This is a genomic window from Sphingorhabdus sp. (assembly GCF_046596595.1).
In the GTDB taxonomy this organism is placed as follows: Bacteria; Pseudomonadota; Alphaproteobacteria; order Sphingomonadales; family Sphingomonadaceae; genus Sphingorhabdus_B.
The window spans coordinates 1-16,009 of sequence record NZ_JBKJMB010000021.1 but is presented as its reverse complement, the minus strand read 5'-3'; the positions used below and the strand labels follow the sequence as shown (position 1 = coordinate 16,009).

Annotated in this window: 20 protein-coding genes; 5 read left to right on the top strand and 15 right to left on the bottom strand. The window is 54.4% G+C overall.

Going from position 1 to position 16,009, the window contains the following annotated elements:
• Window positions 1–85 precede the first annotated feature (85 nt).
• From yihA to ACLL9E_RS01770, 6 genes are all read right to left on the bottom strand, one after another.
• Window positions 86–700, bottom strand: a complete 615-nt coding sequence (yihA, locus tag ACLL9E_RS01795) for a ribosome biogenesis GTP-binding protein YihA/YsxC (protein ID WP_411290032.1) — start codon at window positions 698–700, stop codon at window positions 86–88.
• Window positions 701–807: 107 nt separating this feature from the next.
• Window positions 808–2,577, bottom strand: a complete 1,770-nt coding sequence (yidC, locus tag ACLL9E_RS01790; RefSeq protein ID WP_411290031.1) for a membrane protein insertase YidC — start codon at window positions 2,575–2,577, stop codon at window positions 808–810.
• A 34-nt stretch (window positions 2,578–2,611) separates the two neighbouring features.
• A complete protein-coding gene (yidD, locus tag ACLL9E_RS01785; RefSeq protein ID WP_411290030.1) occupies window positions 2,612–2,824 on the bottom strand; it encodes a membrane protein insertion efficiency factor YidD in 213 nt (70 codons plus the stop codon).
• Window positions 2,821–3,231 carry a ribonuclease P protein component gene (gene rnpA / locus ACLL9E_RS01780; RefSeq protein ID WP_411290029.1) on the bottom strand — a complete coding sequence of 137 codons (411 nt, stop codon included), beginning with the start codon at window positions 3,229–3,231 and terminating at the stop codon, window positions 2,821–2,823. Before rnpA ends, yidD begins: the two co-directional genes overlap by 4 nt.
• A 23-nt stretch (window positions 3,232–3,254) precedes the next feature.
• Window positions 3,255–3,389, bottom strand: coding sequence for a 50S ribosomal protein L34 (gene rpmH / locus ACLL9E_RS01775; protein WP_125230634.1), 135 nt, complete (start codon window positions 3,387–3,389; stop codon window positions 3,255–3,257).
• 115 nt (window positions 3,390–3,504) lie between these two features.
• Entirely contained in the window at window positions 3,505–3,786 is a 282-nt protein-coding gene (locus ACLL9E_RS01770) for a hypothetical protein (protein ID WP_411290028.1), read from the bottom strand.
• A 198-nt stretch (window positions 3,787–3,984) separates the two neighbouring features.
• Here ACLL9E_RS01770 and ACLL9E_RS01765 point away from each other — a divergent pair, with 198 nt between their 5' ends.
• Window positions 3,985–4,404: an acyl-CoA thioesterase gene (locus ACLL9E_RS01765; RefSeq protein WP_411290027.1), complete on the top strand. Its 420-nt coding sequence runs from the start codon at window positions 3,985–3,987 to the stop codon at window positions 4,402–4,404.
• 255 nt (window positions 4,405–4,659) lie between these two features.
• On the opposite strand, the gene ACLL9E_RS01760 is transcribed toward ACLL9E_RS01765, so the two are convergent.
• The 6 genes from ACLL9E_RS01760 to ACLL9E_RS01735 form a co-directional block, all read right to left on the bottom strand.
• A complete protein-coding gene (locus ACLL9E_RS01760) occupies window positions 4,660–5,430 on the bottom strand; it encodes a phosphoadenylyl-sulfate reductase (RefSeq protein WP_411290026.1) in 771 nt (256 codons plus the stop codon).
• Entirely contained in the window at window positions 5,423–5,845 is a 423-nt protein-coding gene (locus ACLL9E_RS01755) for a DUF934 domain-containing protein (protein WP_411290025.1), read from the bottom strand. Before ACLL9E_RS01755 ends, ACLL9E_RS01760 begins: the two co-directional genes overlap by 8 nt.
• Window positions 5,838–7,466, bottom strand: a complete 1,629-nt coding sequence (locus ACLL9E_RS01750; RefSeq protein WP_411290024.1) for a nitrite/sulfite reductase — start codon at window positions 7,464–7,466, stop codon at window positions 5,838–5,840. Before ACLL9E_RS01750 ends, ACLL9E_RS01755 begins: the two co-directional genes overlap by 8 nt.
• A 1-nt stretch (window position 7,467) precedes the next feature.
• Window positions 7,468–7,764, bottom strand: a complete 297-nt coding sequence (locus tag ACLL9E_RS01745) for a DUF2849 domain-containing protein (protein ID WP_411290023.1) — start codon at window positions 7,762–7,764, stop codon at window positions 7,468–7,470.
• On the bottom strand, window positions 7,761–8,528 hold the full coding sequence (cobA, locus tag ACLL9E_RS01740) for a uroporphyrinogen-III C-methyltransferase (protein ID WP_411290022.1): 768 nt from the start codon (window positions 8,526–8,528) through the stop codon (window positions 7,761–7,763). Before cobA ends, ACLL9E_RS01745 begins: the two co-directional genes overlap by 4 nt.
• 68 nt (window positions 8,529–8,596) lie before the next feature.
• Entirely contained in the window at window positions 8,597–9,988 is a 1,392-nt protein-coding gene (locus tag ACLL9E_RS01735; protein WP_411290021.1) for a protein adenylyltransferase SelO family protein, read from the bottom strand.
• 94 nt (window positions 9,989–10,082) lie between these two features.
• Here ACLL9E_RS01735 and ACLL9E_RS01730 point away from each other — a divergent pair, with 94 nt between their 5' ends.
• The 3 genes from ACLL9E_RS01730 to ACLL9E_RS01720 all read left to right on the top strand — a co-directional run bounded on the left by ACLL9E_RS01730 (window position 10,083) and on the right by ACLL9E_RS01720 (window position 13,043).
• Window positions 10,083–11,171 (top strand): glycosyltransferase family 4 protein, encoded by a 1,089-nt coding sequence (locus ACLL9E_RS01730; protein ID WP_411290020.1) that lies wholly within the window; start codon window positions 10,083–10,085, stop codon window positions 11,169–11,171.
• Window positions 11,172–11,244: 73 nt separating this feature from the next.
• Window positions 11,245–12,648, top strand: coding sequence for an NAD(P)H-dependent flavin oxidoreductase (locus ACLL9E_RS01725; RefSeq protein WP_411290019.1), 1,404 nt, complete (start codon window positions 11,245–11,247; stop codon window positions 12,646–12,648).
• A 62-nt stretch (window positions 12,649–12,710) separates the two neighbouring features.
• Window positions 12,711–13,043 (top strand): PilZ domain-containing protein, encoded by a 333-nt coding sequence (locus tag ACLL9E_RS01720; RefSeq protein ID WP_411290018.1) that lies wholly within the window; start codon window positions 12,711–12,713, stop codon window positions 13,041–13,043.
• 44 nt (window positions 13,044–13,087) lie between these two features.
• Here the strand turns inward: ACLL9E_RS01720 and ACLL9E_RS01715 are convergent, their stop codons facing one another.
• Window positions 13,088–14,086, bottom strand: a complete 999-nt coding sequence (locus ACLL9E_RS01715; RefSeq protein ID WP_411290017.1) for a 2-hydroxyacid dehydrogenase — start codon at window positions 14,084–14,086, stop codon at window positions 13,088–13,090.
• Window positions 14,087–14,181: 95 nt separating this feature from the next.
• On the opposite strand from ACLL9E_RS01715, the gene ACLL9E_RS01710 reads away from it, so the two are divergent.
• The gene (locus ACLL9E_RS01710) at window positions 14,182–14,667 is read left to right on the top strand and encodes an SH3 domain-containing protein (protein ID WP_411290016.1); all 486 of its coding nucleotides are present in this window, start codon (window positions 14,182–14,184) and stop codon (window positions 14,665–14,667) included.
• Between the two features lie 24 nt (window positions 14,668–14,691).
• Here ACLL9E_RS01710 and ACLL9E_RS01705 read toward each other — a convergent pair whose 3' ends face one another.
• The gene (locus ACLL9E_RS01705; RefSeq protein ID WP_411290015.1) at window positions 14,692–14,952 is read right to left on the bottom strand and encodes an ATP synthase F1 subunit epsilon; all 261 of its coding nucleotides are present in this window, start codon (window positions 14,950–14,952) and stop codon (window positions 14,692–14,694) included.
• Between the two features lie 6 nt (window positions 14,953–14,958).
• The coding region (gene atpD / locus ACLL9E_RS01700) for a F0F1 ATP synthase subunit beta (protein ID WP_411290014.1) at window positions 14,959–16,009 on the bottom strand (1,051 nt) is incomplete at its 5' end.

Sequence of the window (16,009 nt, the reverse complement as noted above, 5' to 3'; positions counted from 1 at the left end):
CCGTTCGTGTCGAGCGCAGTCGAGACACTTCCGCGCAGCCCGTGACCTCACGGTGTCTCGACAATGCTCGACACAAACGGATAGGTTAGCTTGCTACCGCTTCCAGCACTGCCGCACGCAATTCTTCTATGCCCCCCCGCTTTTCAGCTGAGGTTATCGAAAGGTCGGGATACGCCGCAACATGTTTGCGCAATTTGGTCATCGTATCGGCCTCAACAGCCTCAAGATCGCTCGCTTTAATCTTGTCGGTCTTTGTCAGCACGATGCGGTAACTGATCGCTGCATTATCGAGCATCTTCATGATGTCGTGATCGACTTCTTTAATACCATGGCGGCTGTCGATGAGAACAAATACCCGTTTCAACACCACGCGGCCGCGCAGATAGTCGTTTATCAAGTAACGCCATTGCTGAACGGTCTTAACCGGCGCTTTTGCATAACCATAGCCCGGCATATCAACGATCCGAAACAGCGCAGGGTCGCCTACGTCGAAGAAGTTAAGCTCTTGCGTTCGTCCCGGTGTGTTCGATGCGCGTGCCAGATTGTTGCGATTGACCAGCGCGTTGATCAGGCTTGACTTGCCGACATTCGACCGACCAGCAAACGCGATTTCTGGCACCGTTGGTTCGGGCAGAAATTCAAGCTTTGGTGCCGATTTCAGAAACGCGACTGGCCCTGAAAAGATTTTATTATGGTCCATTATCGGTCACTAATTCCAAAAACCGTCATCCTGAACTCGATTCAGGATAACAGGCGACGGTCGCATGTTATCCCGAAACAAGTTCGGGATGACGAAAAGATTATGTTTCACGCCTGTGCATTCGCCTTTGCCTGCGCCTTTTCTTCGGCGTCACGTGCCATTTGTTCCCGCAATACCGGGTGCCTCGAATATAACCACTTTTGCTGTGCGATCGACACCAGGTTCGACATGACCCAATATAATTGCAGACCAGCAGCAAATGGCGCCATGATGAACATCAGGAACCACGGCATGACAGCAAAAACTTGCTTCTGCACTTCGTCCATGGGCTGAGGATTCAATTTTTGCATCAACCACATTGTCACGCCGAGCAGGATCGGCAGAACGCCAATCGCAATGAATGAAGGCGGGTCAAATGGTATCAATCCAAACAGGTTGATCGGTGTCAGCGGATCGGGCGCCGAAAGATCCTTAATCCATAACACAAACGGCTGGTGGCGCATTTCAATCGATAGCAGCAGGATTTTATAGAGTGCAAAGAAGATTGGAATTTGCAGCAAGATGGGAAGGCAGCCGGCGAGCGGATTGACCTTCTCTTCCTTATACAGCTTCATCATTTCCTGCTGAAGGCGCGGCTTGTCGTCTTTCCAGCGTTCTTGAAGCGCCTTGAGCTTGGGCTGGACTGCGCGCATCTGCGCCATTGAAGCAAACTGCTTTTGTGCGACGGGATACATGAAGCCACGGACAATCACGGTCAGACCTATAATAGCGAGACCAAAGTTGCCAAACAGGCCAAACAGCCAATGGAGGATCCAGAAGAACGGGATCGCAATGAACCAAAACCAGCCCCAATCTATGGCGTAGTCCAGATAGGGAATGCCTAATTTCTTTGAATAGCCGTCCAGAACAGCCATTTCCTTCGCGCCTGCAAATAAGCGGGAATTGGTCTCGAGGGCGGCACCAGCGGCCACACTGGTGTAGCGCGTCGGGATAACCTGCGCCTGATAGACATTGCCACTGGCTCGGAACTTGGCCGATACAGGGGTTTTCTGATCGGGGATAAGCGCGCCTAGCCAATATTTGTCGGTAAAGCCAAGCCAACCGCCCGTGCTGCTAAACGACGTCTCACCCTTATTCTCTTCCACATCGATATAGCCCCAGTCGTAATTGGGCTTATTGTCGAAGACGCCCATGGGCCCGATGTGAATATGCGTGAATATGGAACCACCCTTAGTGGCGTCGGCAGGCTTGCCGGTGCGGCTAAGCAATGCGAAATTGGCGATTTCAGCTGGTGCAGTACCGTTATTAGTGAATCGCTGTTTCGCGCTAATCATATAATTTTCGTCAATCGACAAAGCTATTTCGAATGTCTGACTTTGCGGGTTGGTCCAGCTTAAGGTCACAGGCGTCGACGGCGTCAATTTGTTGCCGCTCGGCGTCCAGACTGTTTTGTCATTGGGTGCAATGATGCCCGTGCCAGCCCAACCAAAACGCGCGAAATAGGCGTTCTTGGTACCCGATGGCGCAAAGAGACGAACCGGGGCAGAGTCCTTGGCAAGCTCAGTGCGGTGAGTCAGTAGGACGAGATCATCAATCTTTGCGCCTTCTAAATTGACTGAGCCTTTGAGCTTTGGTGTTTCAACAAGGATACGTGCCGAGGATTGAAGCGCGTTGCCCAGCGGGACAGCTTGCAATTTGGCTGGCGCAGCTTCGACTGAGACTTCGGATGTCGAAGCACCTGACACGCTGCCGGAGGACTTGGCCGCTGTGCTGACGGGGGGAGGGGTAGGGAAGAAGTAGCTCGCAACATAAGGCCACCCAAACAGAATGAGGCCTGTCAGCAAAACTGCAAATATCAAGTTGCGTTTATCGTCCACGTCTAAAAATCCCTACTAATCAATAAATTGGGCGTTACGGCACTGGGTCATAGCCGTGCCCACCCCAAGGTTGGCAGCGCAATAGCCGTTTGGTGGCCAGCCAGCCACCCTTAATTGCGCCATGTTTTTGAAGCGCCTCGATTGCGTAGGCAGAACAACTCGGACTGTAGCGGCACGTTGGCGGCAAAACCCGCGACGGCCCTATCTGCCAAGCCCTTGCAACGAGGATCAAGAGCTTTGCGATCATGCTTGCCGTAGCCTTGAGCCTGTCGAAGGGCGCATATCGTCTGGACGTGCTTCGACATGCTCAGCACTTCGGTTTTGACATAGCTTCCCCAATGCCTTCATCATGTCGGCTCGCAGGTCGCCGAAATCGCGTTCAATGCCGCCATCGCGCCCGATCAGGATATGGTCAGCGCCGGCCTTGCCATGTGCACTCAGCATTTCCTGAGCTAGAGCGCGAAATCGTCGGCGCATGCGGTTGCGTACAACGGCGTTGCCAACTTTTTTCGTGATGGTGATGCCCAAACGGACATCCGATGAATCATCCTGCCGGTCGCGTATTAGCAAAACAAAACCGGGAGTTGCATATCGCTTCCCCCGGTTGGCAGCCAGAAATTCTGACCGTTTTTTGATGATGCTGTAACCGCGCATATCGCGGTCCGCCTGCTGGATGATTAAGCCGACAGCTTCTTGCGGCCGCGTGCGCGACGCGCGTTCAGGATGTTGCGGCCTGCAGCAGTTGACATGCGGAGACGAAAACCGTGGCGGCGTGCACGCACGAGATTGCTCGGCTGAAAAGTGCGCTTCATGACTGTAATCCTTAAATTTTTTGCGTCTTGATATGAAATAGGCCACCGAATCTGTGCAGCGACCGCTTCTGTTGCTGTGGCCGATACGGTCAGGACGTCTAAAAGTCAACACAGGTCAGGGCATTTTCATATCGATATCATCACGGCGAAACAGATGGAGGAAATCTCCCTTAACGTCCGGAAAAGCCGGGCGGTGGGTGACCTTGGTTCGCCGCATCGCCCAATTGGCCCAGCGCGCATATTCCGGGTGGCGCCGCGCAAGCCGGGCATATCGTTTCTTCGCCCACAGTGAGTTTTTAAGAATGAGTGCTAGCCCCACAGGTAAAATGAGGAGTGGCCCCGGTCCGGGGATCGGGCCAAGAAGTGGGGCACCAACGACGAGTAGCCACCCAACCATAAGCATGCACCACCGGAAGGCATTGGTATCGCGCCAAGATTTTCCAACTGGTTTTGCCATCAGTGTTGATGTGGGGGCATCGGAACCAACCCGCAAGTGACGCAGCCCGCGTTTGATCGTGTTTATCCGCTTATACGTTCACTTTTTTCCGGCAGATAGGCTGTTAAAATTCGGATTCCTGACTATATCAGGGTTCGTATGACTAAAGCGCTCTCCCACCTTCACCATATTGGCGTGTTGCCGTCTGACATTGACTTCATGGGTCATGTGAACAATGCACGTTATCTGAACTGGGTTCAGGACGCGGTTTTGGCGCACTGGAATAAGCTTGCTCCGCCCGAAACGGCTGCGAAATATCTTTGGGTCGCCCTCAAGCACGAAATCACTTACCGCAAGCCAGCATTTCTTGATGATGAGGTAATCGCGTCGGTGGTCCTGGAAAAAGTGCATGGTGCTCGGTCGTTTTACGATACGGTTATCAAGCGCGGTGAAGAAGTTTTGGCCGAGGTGAAATCAAGCTGGTGCTGTGTGGATGCAGAAACGTTGCGTCCGGCGCGGATTGCGTCTGATGTTCAGGCGTATTTTTTCCAGAAGGATGAGCCGAAACTCATCTTGTAGCCTGTGCGGCGCGCGCGCGCGTCGTGCTGAACTCGTTTCAGCACCTTCATTTCCGTCAACTTAAAATGTAAAACTTTGAAACAAAAAGGTTTCGTCATCCTGAACTTGTTTCAGGATAACACTCCTCCGCTGCTCGTAATCCTGAAACAAAGGATGACGATATCTGGACTAGGATGACGATATCTGGACTAAGATGACGACATCTGGACTAAGATGTCCATCGCATTACATTTGCTGAAAGTGACTTAGCCTTAATTAGAAAATCGGATCGTTAGCGCTATCGCCAATTGGCGTCACGGCGTTATGTATCCCGCATTCAACCTTATCCCAACCCTTCCAACGACCTGAACGTGGGTCCTCGCCCGGTGCCACCTTAGTGGTGCAAGGGGAGCAACCGATCGATGGGTAGCCTAGCTCCACCAACGGATGCGGTGGCAGGCCATGCTCTGTCATATAATCGTCGATTTTGGCTTTGTCCCAGTCGGCCAACGGATTGACCTTTAACCGGCCATCTTCAATTTCGAAACGTGGCAAAGCCTTGCGCGTCGCTGATTGGAACGCCTTGCGACCGGTAAACTGCGCGTCAAACCCGGCAAGCGCTGCACTTAGCGGCAAAACCTTGCGGATGTTGCAGCACCCGTCGGGATCGTATGACCAACGCAGGCCGGTTTCATCTTTTTGGCTAAGCAGTGCGGGATCGGGCTTCAATATACGAAGATCGCGCAAACCAAGCATCGCACGCAGTTCTTCGCGATATGTTATGGTTTCGGGAAAATGCTTGCCCGTGTCCAGAAACAGAACTGGAATCGACGGGTCGATGGCTGCAATCAAGTGCAGCAAAACAGCGCTTTCCGCTCCAAAGCTTGAGACAATTGCAGCATCGCCTAACATATTGTCGCGCAACAAGGCGGTCAGCATCTCAACCGTATCGCGGCCCCGAAACATGTTATTCAGGCGGACGGCATCGGCCTCTGAATATCGCGGGGCGGTGTTGATACGATCTGCAACGCGGACCATGTCACCCATGGCGTAATTTCCAAATGGGAACTGTGCTATCTGCGGCTTTTTGATAGACATGGTCGTAATTGGACAACGCGCGCGCAACGGCGTCCGGGTTTAATGACGCCTCAGGGGCAAAGCTATCAAATCCGCACCGCCGCATGAACGCGATCTGGTCAACCAAAATGTCGCCTTGGGCGCGCAGTTCGCCTTTATAACCAGCCTCCCGCAAGATCCGTGCGGAACTATAGCCCCGGCCATCGCGATATTTGGGAAACGCCACTTCAATAAGCGTCAAACGGTCCAGAAAGGGGATCAGAGCGCGTGCATCATCGTCGGGCTCCAAACGGACTGCAGTCGCATTGGACTGGTCCAAAAACGCATCCAGTGTGACGGAGGGTTGTTCCGTGACCTCGTCGGTCCGATAACGAAACTCAACCATAGATCGCCTCCTTAAACGGGTCCATTCCAACGCGTCGATAGGTGTCGATGAAGCGTTCATCACCTTCGCGCAGAGACTTGTAGACTTCAGTGGCTTTTTCTACGGCGTCGACGACGCCATCTTCGTCAAAGCCCGGGCCAATGATCTTGCCAATGCTGACATCTTCTGCGCCAGAGCCGCCAAACGTCAGCTGGTAATTTTCGATGCCTTTGCGGTCGACACCCAAGATGCCGATATGGCCCGCATGATGATGACCGCAGGCGTTGATACATCCCGAAATTTTGAGCTTCAGCTCGCCCAAGTCACGCTGCCGGTCCATATTGGCAAAACGCGTCGCAATTTTTTGTGCTACCGGAATTGACCGCGCATTTGCAAGGCTGCAATAATCAAGGCCAGGGCAAGCGATGATATCGCTGATCAGGTCAAGGTTCGCATCGGCCAAGTCAGCGTCGCGCAACGCCTGCCACACTATATGCAGGTCACGCTTTGCCACATAAGGTAGGACGATATTCTGCGCATGAGTCACGCGCAGTTCGTCAAAGCTGTATTTTTCGGCAAGGTCGGCCATCACATCGATTTGCGCCGATGTGGCATCTCCCGGAATACCCCCGATGGGTTTCAGGCTAATGTTAACGATGGCATAGCCTTCTTGCTTGTGCGGCTTAACATTTTGGTCAAGCCATACAGCGAAATCCGGGTCGCTGCGTTCCGGTTCAATGTCCGGGGCATCATAAGCCGGCGGCGCGAAAAAGGCGCTGATGCGCTCGAGTTCAACCAAGGGCGGGTCGATCCCCAATGTTTTGACATGGGCAAATTCTTCGGCAACCTGCCGGCGATATTCATCAGCGCCTATTTCGTGAATGAGTATTTTGATTCGCGCCTTGTAGATATTGTCGCGCCGTCCGTAGCGGTTGTAGACGCGCAGGCAGGCCTCGATGTAGCTCAACAGGTCGTCGGCATTCACAAATGGATTGATTTCAGGCGCAATCATCGGCGTCCGACCCATCCCGCCGCCTACAAAGACCCTTGCACCCAGTTCGCCATCACGATTGATAAGCTCAAGCCCGATGTCATGCAGGCGCATCGCCGCGCGGTCCTCAGGCGAGGCAATCACAGCGATTTTGAATTTGCGCGGAAGATAGCTGAATTCGGGATGGAAGGTCGACCACTGGCGCAGGAGTTCAGCCCAAGGACGCGGGTCAACAACTTCATCAGCCGCAGCGCCCGCATATTGGTCGGAAGAGATATTGCGGATGCAATTGCCGCTGGTCTGGATGGCATGCATTTCGACGGTGGCCAAATCCTGAAGAATATCTGCGCATTCCTCGAGCTTGATCCAGTTATACTGAATATTTTGGCGCGTGGTAAAATGGCCATAATCACGGTCATATTTGCGCGCGATATGCGCCAGCATCCGCATTTGCCTTGAATCAAGCGTGCCATATGGGATGGCGACGCGCAGCATATAGGCATGCAGTTGAAGATAGAGGCCGTTCATCAACCGCAGCGGCTTGAACTGATCCTCAGTAATGTCGCCCGCAATGCGGCGCTCGATCTGGTCGCGAAATTCCGCAACGCGGGCGTCCACCATCGCTTGGTCATAATGGTCATATTTGTACATGTCAGATAATCCAGTCGCCAGCTGTTGGATCAGCTGGCTTAAGTGAGAGGTCGTGGCGAACCGTCGGGCCAAGCGCGCGAATGCGGTCTTTGATATGCGCGGGGCGGGGCCCCTCGGGGGTTGGAAGTGCGTCGATAATATAAGGGGCGTTGACCCGGCGAGCCCCTTCTTCGGTGTGGAGAATGGCTTCACCATGTTCGCCGACATCGGCCGCATCTTCGACATGAATGGACCAGCCAACGCCCGTCCACCACGTTACCGCGCCTGATCCCAGTTCATTTCCGGTCAGTAATTTCACGCAATTTTCTCCGCCTGTTTGGCAAAATGGATCAGCCGGTCTTCGGCATCGGACTTCAGGACAACATCGCCCACGATGATAATGGCAGGGGACACCACAGCTTCGCGGGCAATCATGTCGCCCAAGTCAGTTAATATGGTGCGCATGGCGCGTGCATCGGGCCTTGTGGCGCGTTCTAACACTGCCACTGGAGTATCGGGGGACAGGCCATCGCAAATGAGCTTCTCGGTGATGTCCGCCGCCGTCGCGATGCCCATGTAGATGACGAGCGTGCGGCCCTTGCCAGCCAAACCAGCCCAATTCTGGTCGGTCAGGCCCTTGCACTGCCCCGCGACAAAAGTGACGGCACTGGCGGCATCACGGTGCGTGAGGGGAAGCATCGCGGTCGCTGCGCCGCCCATGGCAGCAGAAATGCCTGGCACCACCTCAACTTCGACACCGGCTGCGCGGCAAGCCTCTGCCTCTTCGCCGCCCCGCCCGAAGATGAAGGGATCGCCGCCTTTTAACCGAACAACCAAATGGCCAGCCTGCGCCTCCCGGACGAGTATTTCGTTAATGCCCTCTTGCGGAACCGAGTGACGGGACCGGCTTTTCGCGACGGAAATCAGCCGCGCCCCAGGGTTGATGAGTGCCATGATTGCGGCGTCGACCAGGCCATCATGAACTACAATATCGGCGGCCGAGATTAACCGGACAGCCTTGACAGTCAGTAACTCCGGATCGCCGGGACCAGCACCTACCAGATATACGCGTGATTTTTCCATCCTGCTAACTTGGGCAACTGTGCGGCTTGCATCAAATCAGGATATATTGGCCTGAGGCTAGAAGAACTTTACCGTGCGTCGGTTGCAAGCGCCAAACCCATAAGGCGAATGGCGGCGACTTTTTGATAAAGCGGTTGCCAATCGTCGCGTTCGGCGATTGCTTGCCAGATATCTTCAACCTCGTTGATCAGCATCGAGCATATCGGGCCGTCATTCCAATATGTGTCAGGAGCGGGATCATGCGCAGAATAGCCGCCCAATAACCCGGCGAACGCGCGTTGATATTCACCCTGTGCATCGAACGCGTTTGTATTCCCGTTGCGGTAGCCATGGAAAAATTCATCGATGGGAATTTTCTCGCGTGACATTGCGCGTTCCGCGGCTTCGACCAACTGCCGGTCGTCAGTCTCGCCACGCGATTCTACGCCCAATCGCCAGAGAAATCGTCGGACTACCGCTCGCTGGTATAGATCAGAAAATCTTTCCAGCGCAGCGATTAGCGGGGGGGCGTCGCAGACAAGCCGCAACGCAACAGCAAGCTGCCCAAGGTTCCAGTGCAGCGCTTCTGCCTGCCGGCCAAAGGCATAAAGCCCGGATTCATCGAAATATGCTGCCGTGAATTGCGGATCCCAATACTGGGTAAAACGCCACGGCCCGTAATCAAAACTTTCGCCGGTAATATTGATGTTGTCGGTGTTCAGTACGCCATGAACAAAGCCCGCGACCATATAGGACGCGGCGAGATCGGCGACCCGTTCCACCGCGAGCTCTAGCAATTGCGCCGGAGCGTTTTCCGACGGTGTGACATCGTAGAGTTGGTTCAGGCAATAATCGATTAGCTCATGCATCAATTCTGCATCGCCCTCTGCGGCAATGCGTTGAAAACTGCCAATGCGAATGTGACTGTGGCTAAGCCGGACCATGACCGCAGACCTTGTGGGAGACGGTTCGTCTCCGCGTATCAGTTCCTCGCCAGTTTCAATGATCGAAAAGGTTTTGGAAGTGTTGACGCCAAGCGCCTCCAACATTTCGGTAGCCAATATCTCGCGGACGCCGCCCTTCAACGTCAGGCGGCCATCACCTCGGCGGCTAAAGGGCGTGGTTCCGGAACCTTTAGTGGCTAGGTCCATCAGCCGCGCTTCGCCATCGCGCATCTGCGCAAAGAGAAAGCCGCGACCGTCACCGATTTCCGGATTGTAGACGCGAAACTGGTGGCCATGGTAGCGCAGGGCAAGTGGCTCGGGCAAGTTATCGGGCAGCGGTTCGAAGCGCCCGAAATGCCGAACCCAAGTTCCATCATCATATTCTGCCAACCCTATTGTTGTCGCCCAACGGTCATTGCGAAACCGCAAAATTGTGTCCGGGAACTTCGCCGCCTGCACGGGATAGCCAATTTTCGCGCCGAGACTGGCGATTTTTGGATCAGGGCGGTAGGGGGAGGCGATTGGTTTATTATTCATCTAACGCATCTGGGCGGTGCAAACTGGAAAGACAAGTATGGCGGCGGTCCGCATTCTGCATTTGCATAGCAATTTTGACTTAGGTGACCAGCAAATGCGCACTGCTCGTCTGATGAACCATTTTGGCGGACAGGCCGAGCACATCATTGTGTCGGCTGTCAGCAATGCATTTGGTGCAGCAGATGCTATCGACCGCCGTGTGAAGGTCAAGTTCCCCAAAGACGCGCCGTCGCTCGGTAGGTTCCCCGGAATGGGCCGTTACCGCCAACTGGCCAGCTATATGAAAAAATTTCACCTCGTTCTCAGCCATGATTGGGGTGCCATTGACGGCGTGATGGCGCACACATTGTTTACGCGGAGCATGAGCTTACCGCCGCTGATCCACCACGAGGACGGGTTTGAACAGGATGAAATTGAACGCCTGAATATGCGGCGAAACTGGTTCAGAACGATTGCCCTGCAACGGACCAACGCAATCGTTGTCCCGTCCAAAGCGCTCGAGCAGATTGCGCGCAATGCTTGGCACCAGCCGCTGGAGAAGATCTGTCGTTTTCCCAACGGTGTAGACACCGAACATTTTAACCGCCGTCCTCAACGTGGATCATTTCCGGGCTTTCAAAAACGCGACGGCGAAATTGTCGTTGGGACGATTGCGGCACTACGACCAGTCAAGAACCTGCGCAGACTCGTGCGCGCAGTTGCTGCGGCCGGTCCACATATACGTCTTGCGATTGTGGGCGACGGGCCCGACCGGGATAATATTTTGGCAGAGGCGCAGCGGCTTGGCATTTCGGACCGTGTGATGATGCCGGGCGCTCTGCGGGACTCGGCGCGCTATATCCGACTTTTCGACATTTTTGCTTTGTCATCAGATAGCGAACAATATCCGGTCTCGTTGATCGAGGCAATGACGAGTGCCCTTCCGATCGTGTCGACTGATGTGGGTGATGTGCGCAACATCATTGCGCGTGAAAACGCACGATTTGTAGCGGCACGAACGGATGAGCCGGGATTGGCCAACGCCATCAGGGACTTGGCAAACAACGCCGAATTGCGTGAAAAATTGGGTGCCGCAAACCGTCTCATAGCTTGCTCTCAATATGATGAAGCAACGATGTTTGCCCGCTATCGACAGCTATACGGTTCGGCCATGAATCGTGCGGATTTTGCGCGACAAAGCTAAATATTTGGGATAGCGCATTAGCATAGGAGCGCGCTGAACAACGCTTTAAGCCATAGTTTTAGGGGTCGTAATTGTGTTCAAGGGCTTGAAACCCATTATCTACGGTGGCCGTGAAGTATGGCCATTGGTCGAAGGCGGCAAGGGTGTTGCAGCCACCAATCATGCAAGCTCCGGCGCATGGGCTGCGGCTGGCGGCATTGGCACTGTGTCTGCGGTAAATGCCGACAGCTATGACGAAAATGGCGAGATGATCCCACAGGTTTTCCATGGCAAGACGCGTGCCGAACGCCATGAAGAGTTGGTCGAATATGGCATTCGTGGCGGAATCGCGCAGGTGCGCCTGGCACATGAAATGGCGAACGGTCGCGGCGCAATCAACATCAACGTGTTGTGGGAAATGGGCGGTGCCCAGCGTATCTTGCACGGCGTTCTCGAAGCGACAAAGGGCATGGTCACCGGCGTAACCTGCGGAGCGGGCATGCCTTACAAGCTGTCCGAAATCGCAGCACAATATGGCGTTTATTATTTGCCCATCGTCAGCTCCGCGCGCGCATTTCGCGCATTGTGGAAACGCGCTTATCACAAGGTGCCCGAATGGCTGGGCGCAGTGGTCTATGAAGATCCGTGGCTCGCAGGCGGGCATAATGGACTGTCTAACGCAGAAGATCCGCGCAGCCCTGAGGACCCCTATCCTCGGGTAAAAGCGTTGCGCGATGTGATGCGCGTTGAAGGCATTTCAGACGATGTGCCGATTGTTATGGCGGGCGGCGTATGGTTCTTGCGCGACTGGAACGACTGGATTGATAATCCCGAACTTGGCCAGATTGCATTCCAGCTCGGAACGCGGCCGCTGTTGACGCAGGAAAGCCCGATACCGACGGGCTGGAAAGACGCGTTGACCCAAATTCCGGAAGATGGCGTTTTGTTGCATCAGTTTTCGCCCACCGGTTTTTATTCAAGTGCAGTGATAAACCCGTTTTTGCTTGAGCTTCAGGCCCGATCGGAGCGTCAGATTCCCTTTGTGCAGGTCGCCGATGCCGAGCATAACACTCAGCTTGATGTGGGTGTCAAAGGCAAGAATTTCTGGGTCAAACCAACCGATCTGATGAAAGCCCGTGAATGGGATGCACGCGGATACACTGTCGCGCTAAAAACGCCTGACAATTCAGTGGTTTTTGTAACACCGTCATCTGGTGAGGTTATCCGAAAGGATCAGAAGGATTGCATGGGATGTTTGTCCCACTGCGGATTTTCGTCGTGGAAAGACCATGACAACAACTCCACCGGACGCCTTGCTGATCCGCGCAGTTTCTGCATTCAAAAGGCATTGCAGAATATTGCACATGGCGCTCCCATCGATGAAAATCTGATGTTTGCAGGGCATAGCGCATATCTGTTCGGAAAAGATCCGTTTTACTCGAACGGTTTCGTCCCGACAGTGCAGCAGTTGATGGACCGTATTCTTACTGGAAATTAACCTCGTTTTACATTTACCAAATATTGACCTTGTTTGCTTAGCTTTGCAGCGACGGAGGGATTATGGGGTATCAAACGACTCAGTTTCGAAAAGTGCCGCCGGCGCGGCTTGAACAGCGCCAGTCGCATCGCCACCCTGTACTGTTGGGAAAAGTTTCCGTCCGTAAACACGCCAAGCAACCAATTTCGGGGCTGCTAATCGATGTGTCGGCTTATGGCTGCCGTGTGCTTTTTGAAGGTGGCGTGAAAGTCGGCGACCGGCTCTGGTTGCGTCTAGCGGGAAGCGAACCCATTGGTGCCACTGCCGTCTGGTCGGAAGGCGACCGCTTGGGCTGCAAATTTGATGCCACGCTTGATCGCAGCTTGTTCCGGACGTTGACCTTACAAGACGCTTGATATCGCGCCCCGTCGCGCGCGCAGGCGGCCTTGGACGGACTTTGCTATTTCCAGCCTTCAAGGACCTGATCCGGCGGCCGGTGGCCATCGGCCCAAACACGGATATTAGTAATAACGCGCTCGCCCGACGCTTCCCTGCCTTCAAACGTCGCGCTGCCTAAATGGGGAAGTAACACGACATTCGGTATGTTGAATAGGCGGGGGTCTACTGCTGGCTCATGCGTGTAGACGTCCAAACCCGCACCGCCAATGCGTCCGGTTTCTAACGCTTCGATCAAGGCATTCTCGTCAATCAACTCACCGCGCGAGCTGTTGATGATATATGCGTTGGCTTTCATAAGCGCGATACGTTCGGCGTTGATAATCTTGTCGGTTTCCGCAGTCAGCGGGCAATGCAGGCTGATAATGTCGGACCGTGCGATCAATCGGTCAATGTCCGGCTCAAACGTGATATTAAGTTCATCTTCGACACTCGCAGGTAAGCGGTGTCTTTTGTTGTAGATGATATTGAGGCCAAACGCCTTTGCCCGTAGTGCGACAGCTTCGCCGATCCTGCCCAGCCCTATAATGCCCAGAGTCTTTCCGCCAATTCGGTGGCCGAGCATATTTGTCGGGCTCCAGCCACGCCATTCACCGTTGCGCATGGCGCGATGTCCTTCACCAAGCCGCCTCGGCACGTTCAGAATCAACGCCATCGTCAGGTCGGCCGTATCGTCAGTGAAAACGCCTGGCGTGTTGGTCACCATGATGCCTTTGGCTTTCGCGGCGGCAAGGTCGATATGGTTTACCCCGGCGCCATAGCTTGCAATGAGTTTAAGTCGTGCTGGTGCCGCAGCAATGACCTCGGCATCAATGGTATCAGTTACAGTTGGAACCAACACATCGCAATCTGCCATTACTTCGATCAAGGCTGCGCGCGAGAGCGGCGTATCGTCGGAGTTGAAGCTTGCATCGAATAACTCGGCCATCCGCTTTTCTACCGCAGGCAAAAGTGTGCGCGTGACACGAATAACAGGACGTTCGATGCGGCTAAGTTCTGGCATATTGCTGACTAATGCCGAATTTGCGGCAAGGTCAAGACAGGATGGTTGCGCAGCGTATTACGCTTACCGTATAGAGCATGTCGGTGGTGGCAAATATGGTAAAGCAGCAAAGTTCGATGCACGTCAAAGGGGCAATATTGCTTGCGTTGCTTGGTGCAGCGTCGACCGCTTCTCAGGCCCAGCAAAAAACGCCTTATTGGGCATCTATCGAGGAATCCGAGGCGCGGATGCGCACAGGGCCAAGTACGGAATTTCCGGTCAAATGGGTGTACAAGCGCCAAAACCTTCCCGTGAAGGTTTTGGCGGTGCACAGCGTTTGGCGCAAGGTCAAAGATATTGATGGTGATGAAGGGTGGCTGCACGTCCGGCTTTTGAGCCCCAAGCGGACTGCCATCGTCACTGGTACAGAGATTGGCGCTTTACGCGATGCTCCTGACCCTGCGGCGCATGTCTCGTGGCGCGTGGAGCCGGGAGTCGTCGGCATTATTGACGAATGCGACAACGGTTATTGCCGGTTCGAAAACGACGGGCGCTATGGCTATATTGAGACGGAGCGCATCTGGGGCGATGAAGCCCCCTGATGGGGGCGCACACCGCAGTCTTTGTTAAGCGTCTACGCGTTCGGCGAGGACGGTAAGCCCTTTGTCGTTCACCTCGGCAAAGCCACCAGCGATTATCAACCGCTCCGGCGTCGCACCTCGCGTTTTATAGATCTCAAGCGCCGCATCATTGCGCAATGTGCTCATCATCGGGCTATGGCCAACCAACACACCGAAGTCGCCCTCAGTGCCCGGAACGACGACCATATAGACGTCGTCCGAGCGATAGAGTTTCTCAGGGGTTACGAGTTCGAATTTCAATGCCATGATGGCTTATGCCGCCTCCGCAGCCATCTTGGCGGCCTTTGCAACCGCTTCTTCGATGCCGCCGACCATGTAGAAAGCAGCTTGTGGAAGATGGTCATATTCGCCGTCGACTACAGCCTTGAACGACTTCACCGTATCTTCGACCTGAACAAACTTGCCGGAGATGCCGGTGAAGACTTCAGCGACGTGGAAAGGCTGTGACAGGAAGCGCTGGATTTTACGTGCACGGGTGACGGTCAATTTGTCGTCTTCCGACAATTCGTCCATGCCCAAAATCGCGATAATGTCCTGAAGCGATTTGTACTTCTGCAACGTTTCCTGAACGCGGCGGGCAGTGTCATAATGCTCCTGGCCGACAACGGCTGGCGTCAACACGCGGCTGACTGAGTCGAGCGGGTCAACGGCTGGATAAATGCCAAGCTCCGAGATCGCACGGTTCAGCGTGGTTGTCGCGTCCAAGTGGGCAAACGACGTGGCTGGCGCAGGGTCGGTCAAGTCATCTGCGGGAACGTAAATCGCCTGAACCGAGGTAATCGAACCTTTGGTGGTCGAGGTAATACGCTCTTGCAACTGACCCATGTCGGTTGCCAGCGTTGGCTGATAACCCACAGCCGAAGGAATACGGCCAAGAAGTGCGGACACTTCGGAACCGGCCTGCGTGAAGCGGAAAATATTGTCGACAAAGAACAGAACGTCCTGGCCTTCTTCGTCGCGGAAATATTCTGCCATGGTCAGGCCTGACAAGGCGACGCGTGCACGCGCACCGGGAGGCTCGTTCATCTGGCCGAATACCAAAGCAACCTTGGAACCTTCTGGTGTTGGGTTGCCGTCAGCGTCTTTTGCAATAACGCCAGCGTCGAGGAATTCGTGATAGAGATCGTTACCTTCACGGGTGCGCTCACCCACGCCAGCAAACACCGAAACGCCGCCATGGCCCTTTGCGATGTTGTTGATCAGTTCCTGAATAAGAACGGTCTTGCCAACGCCGGCACCGCCGAACAGACCGATCTTGCCGCCCTTTGCATAAGGCGCGAGCAAGTCGATGACCTTGATACCG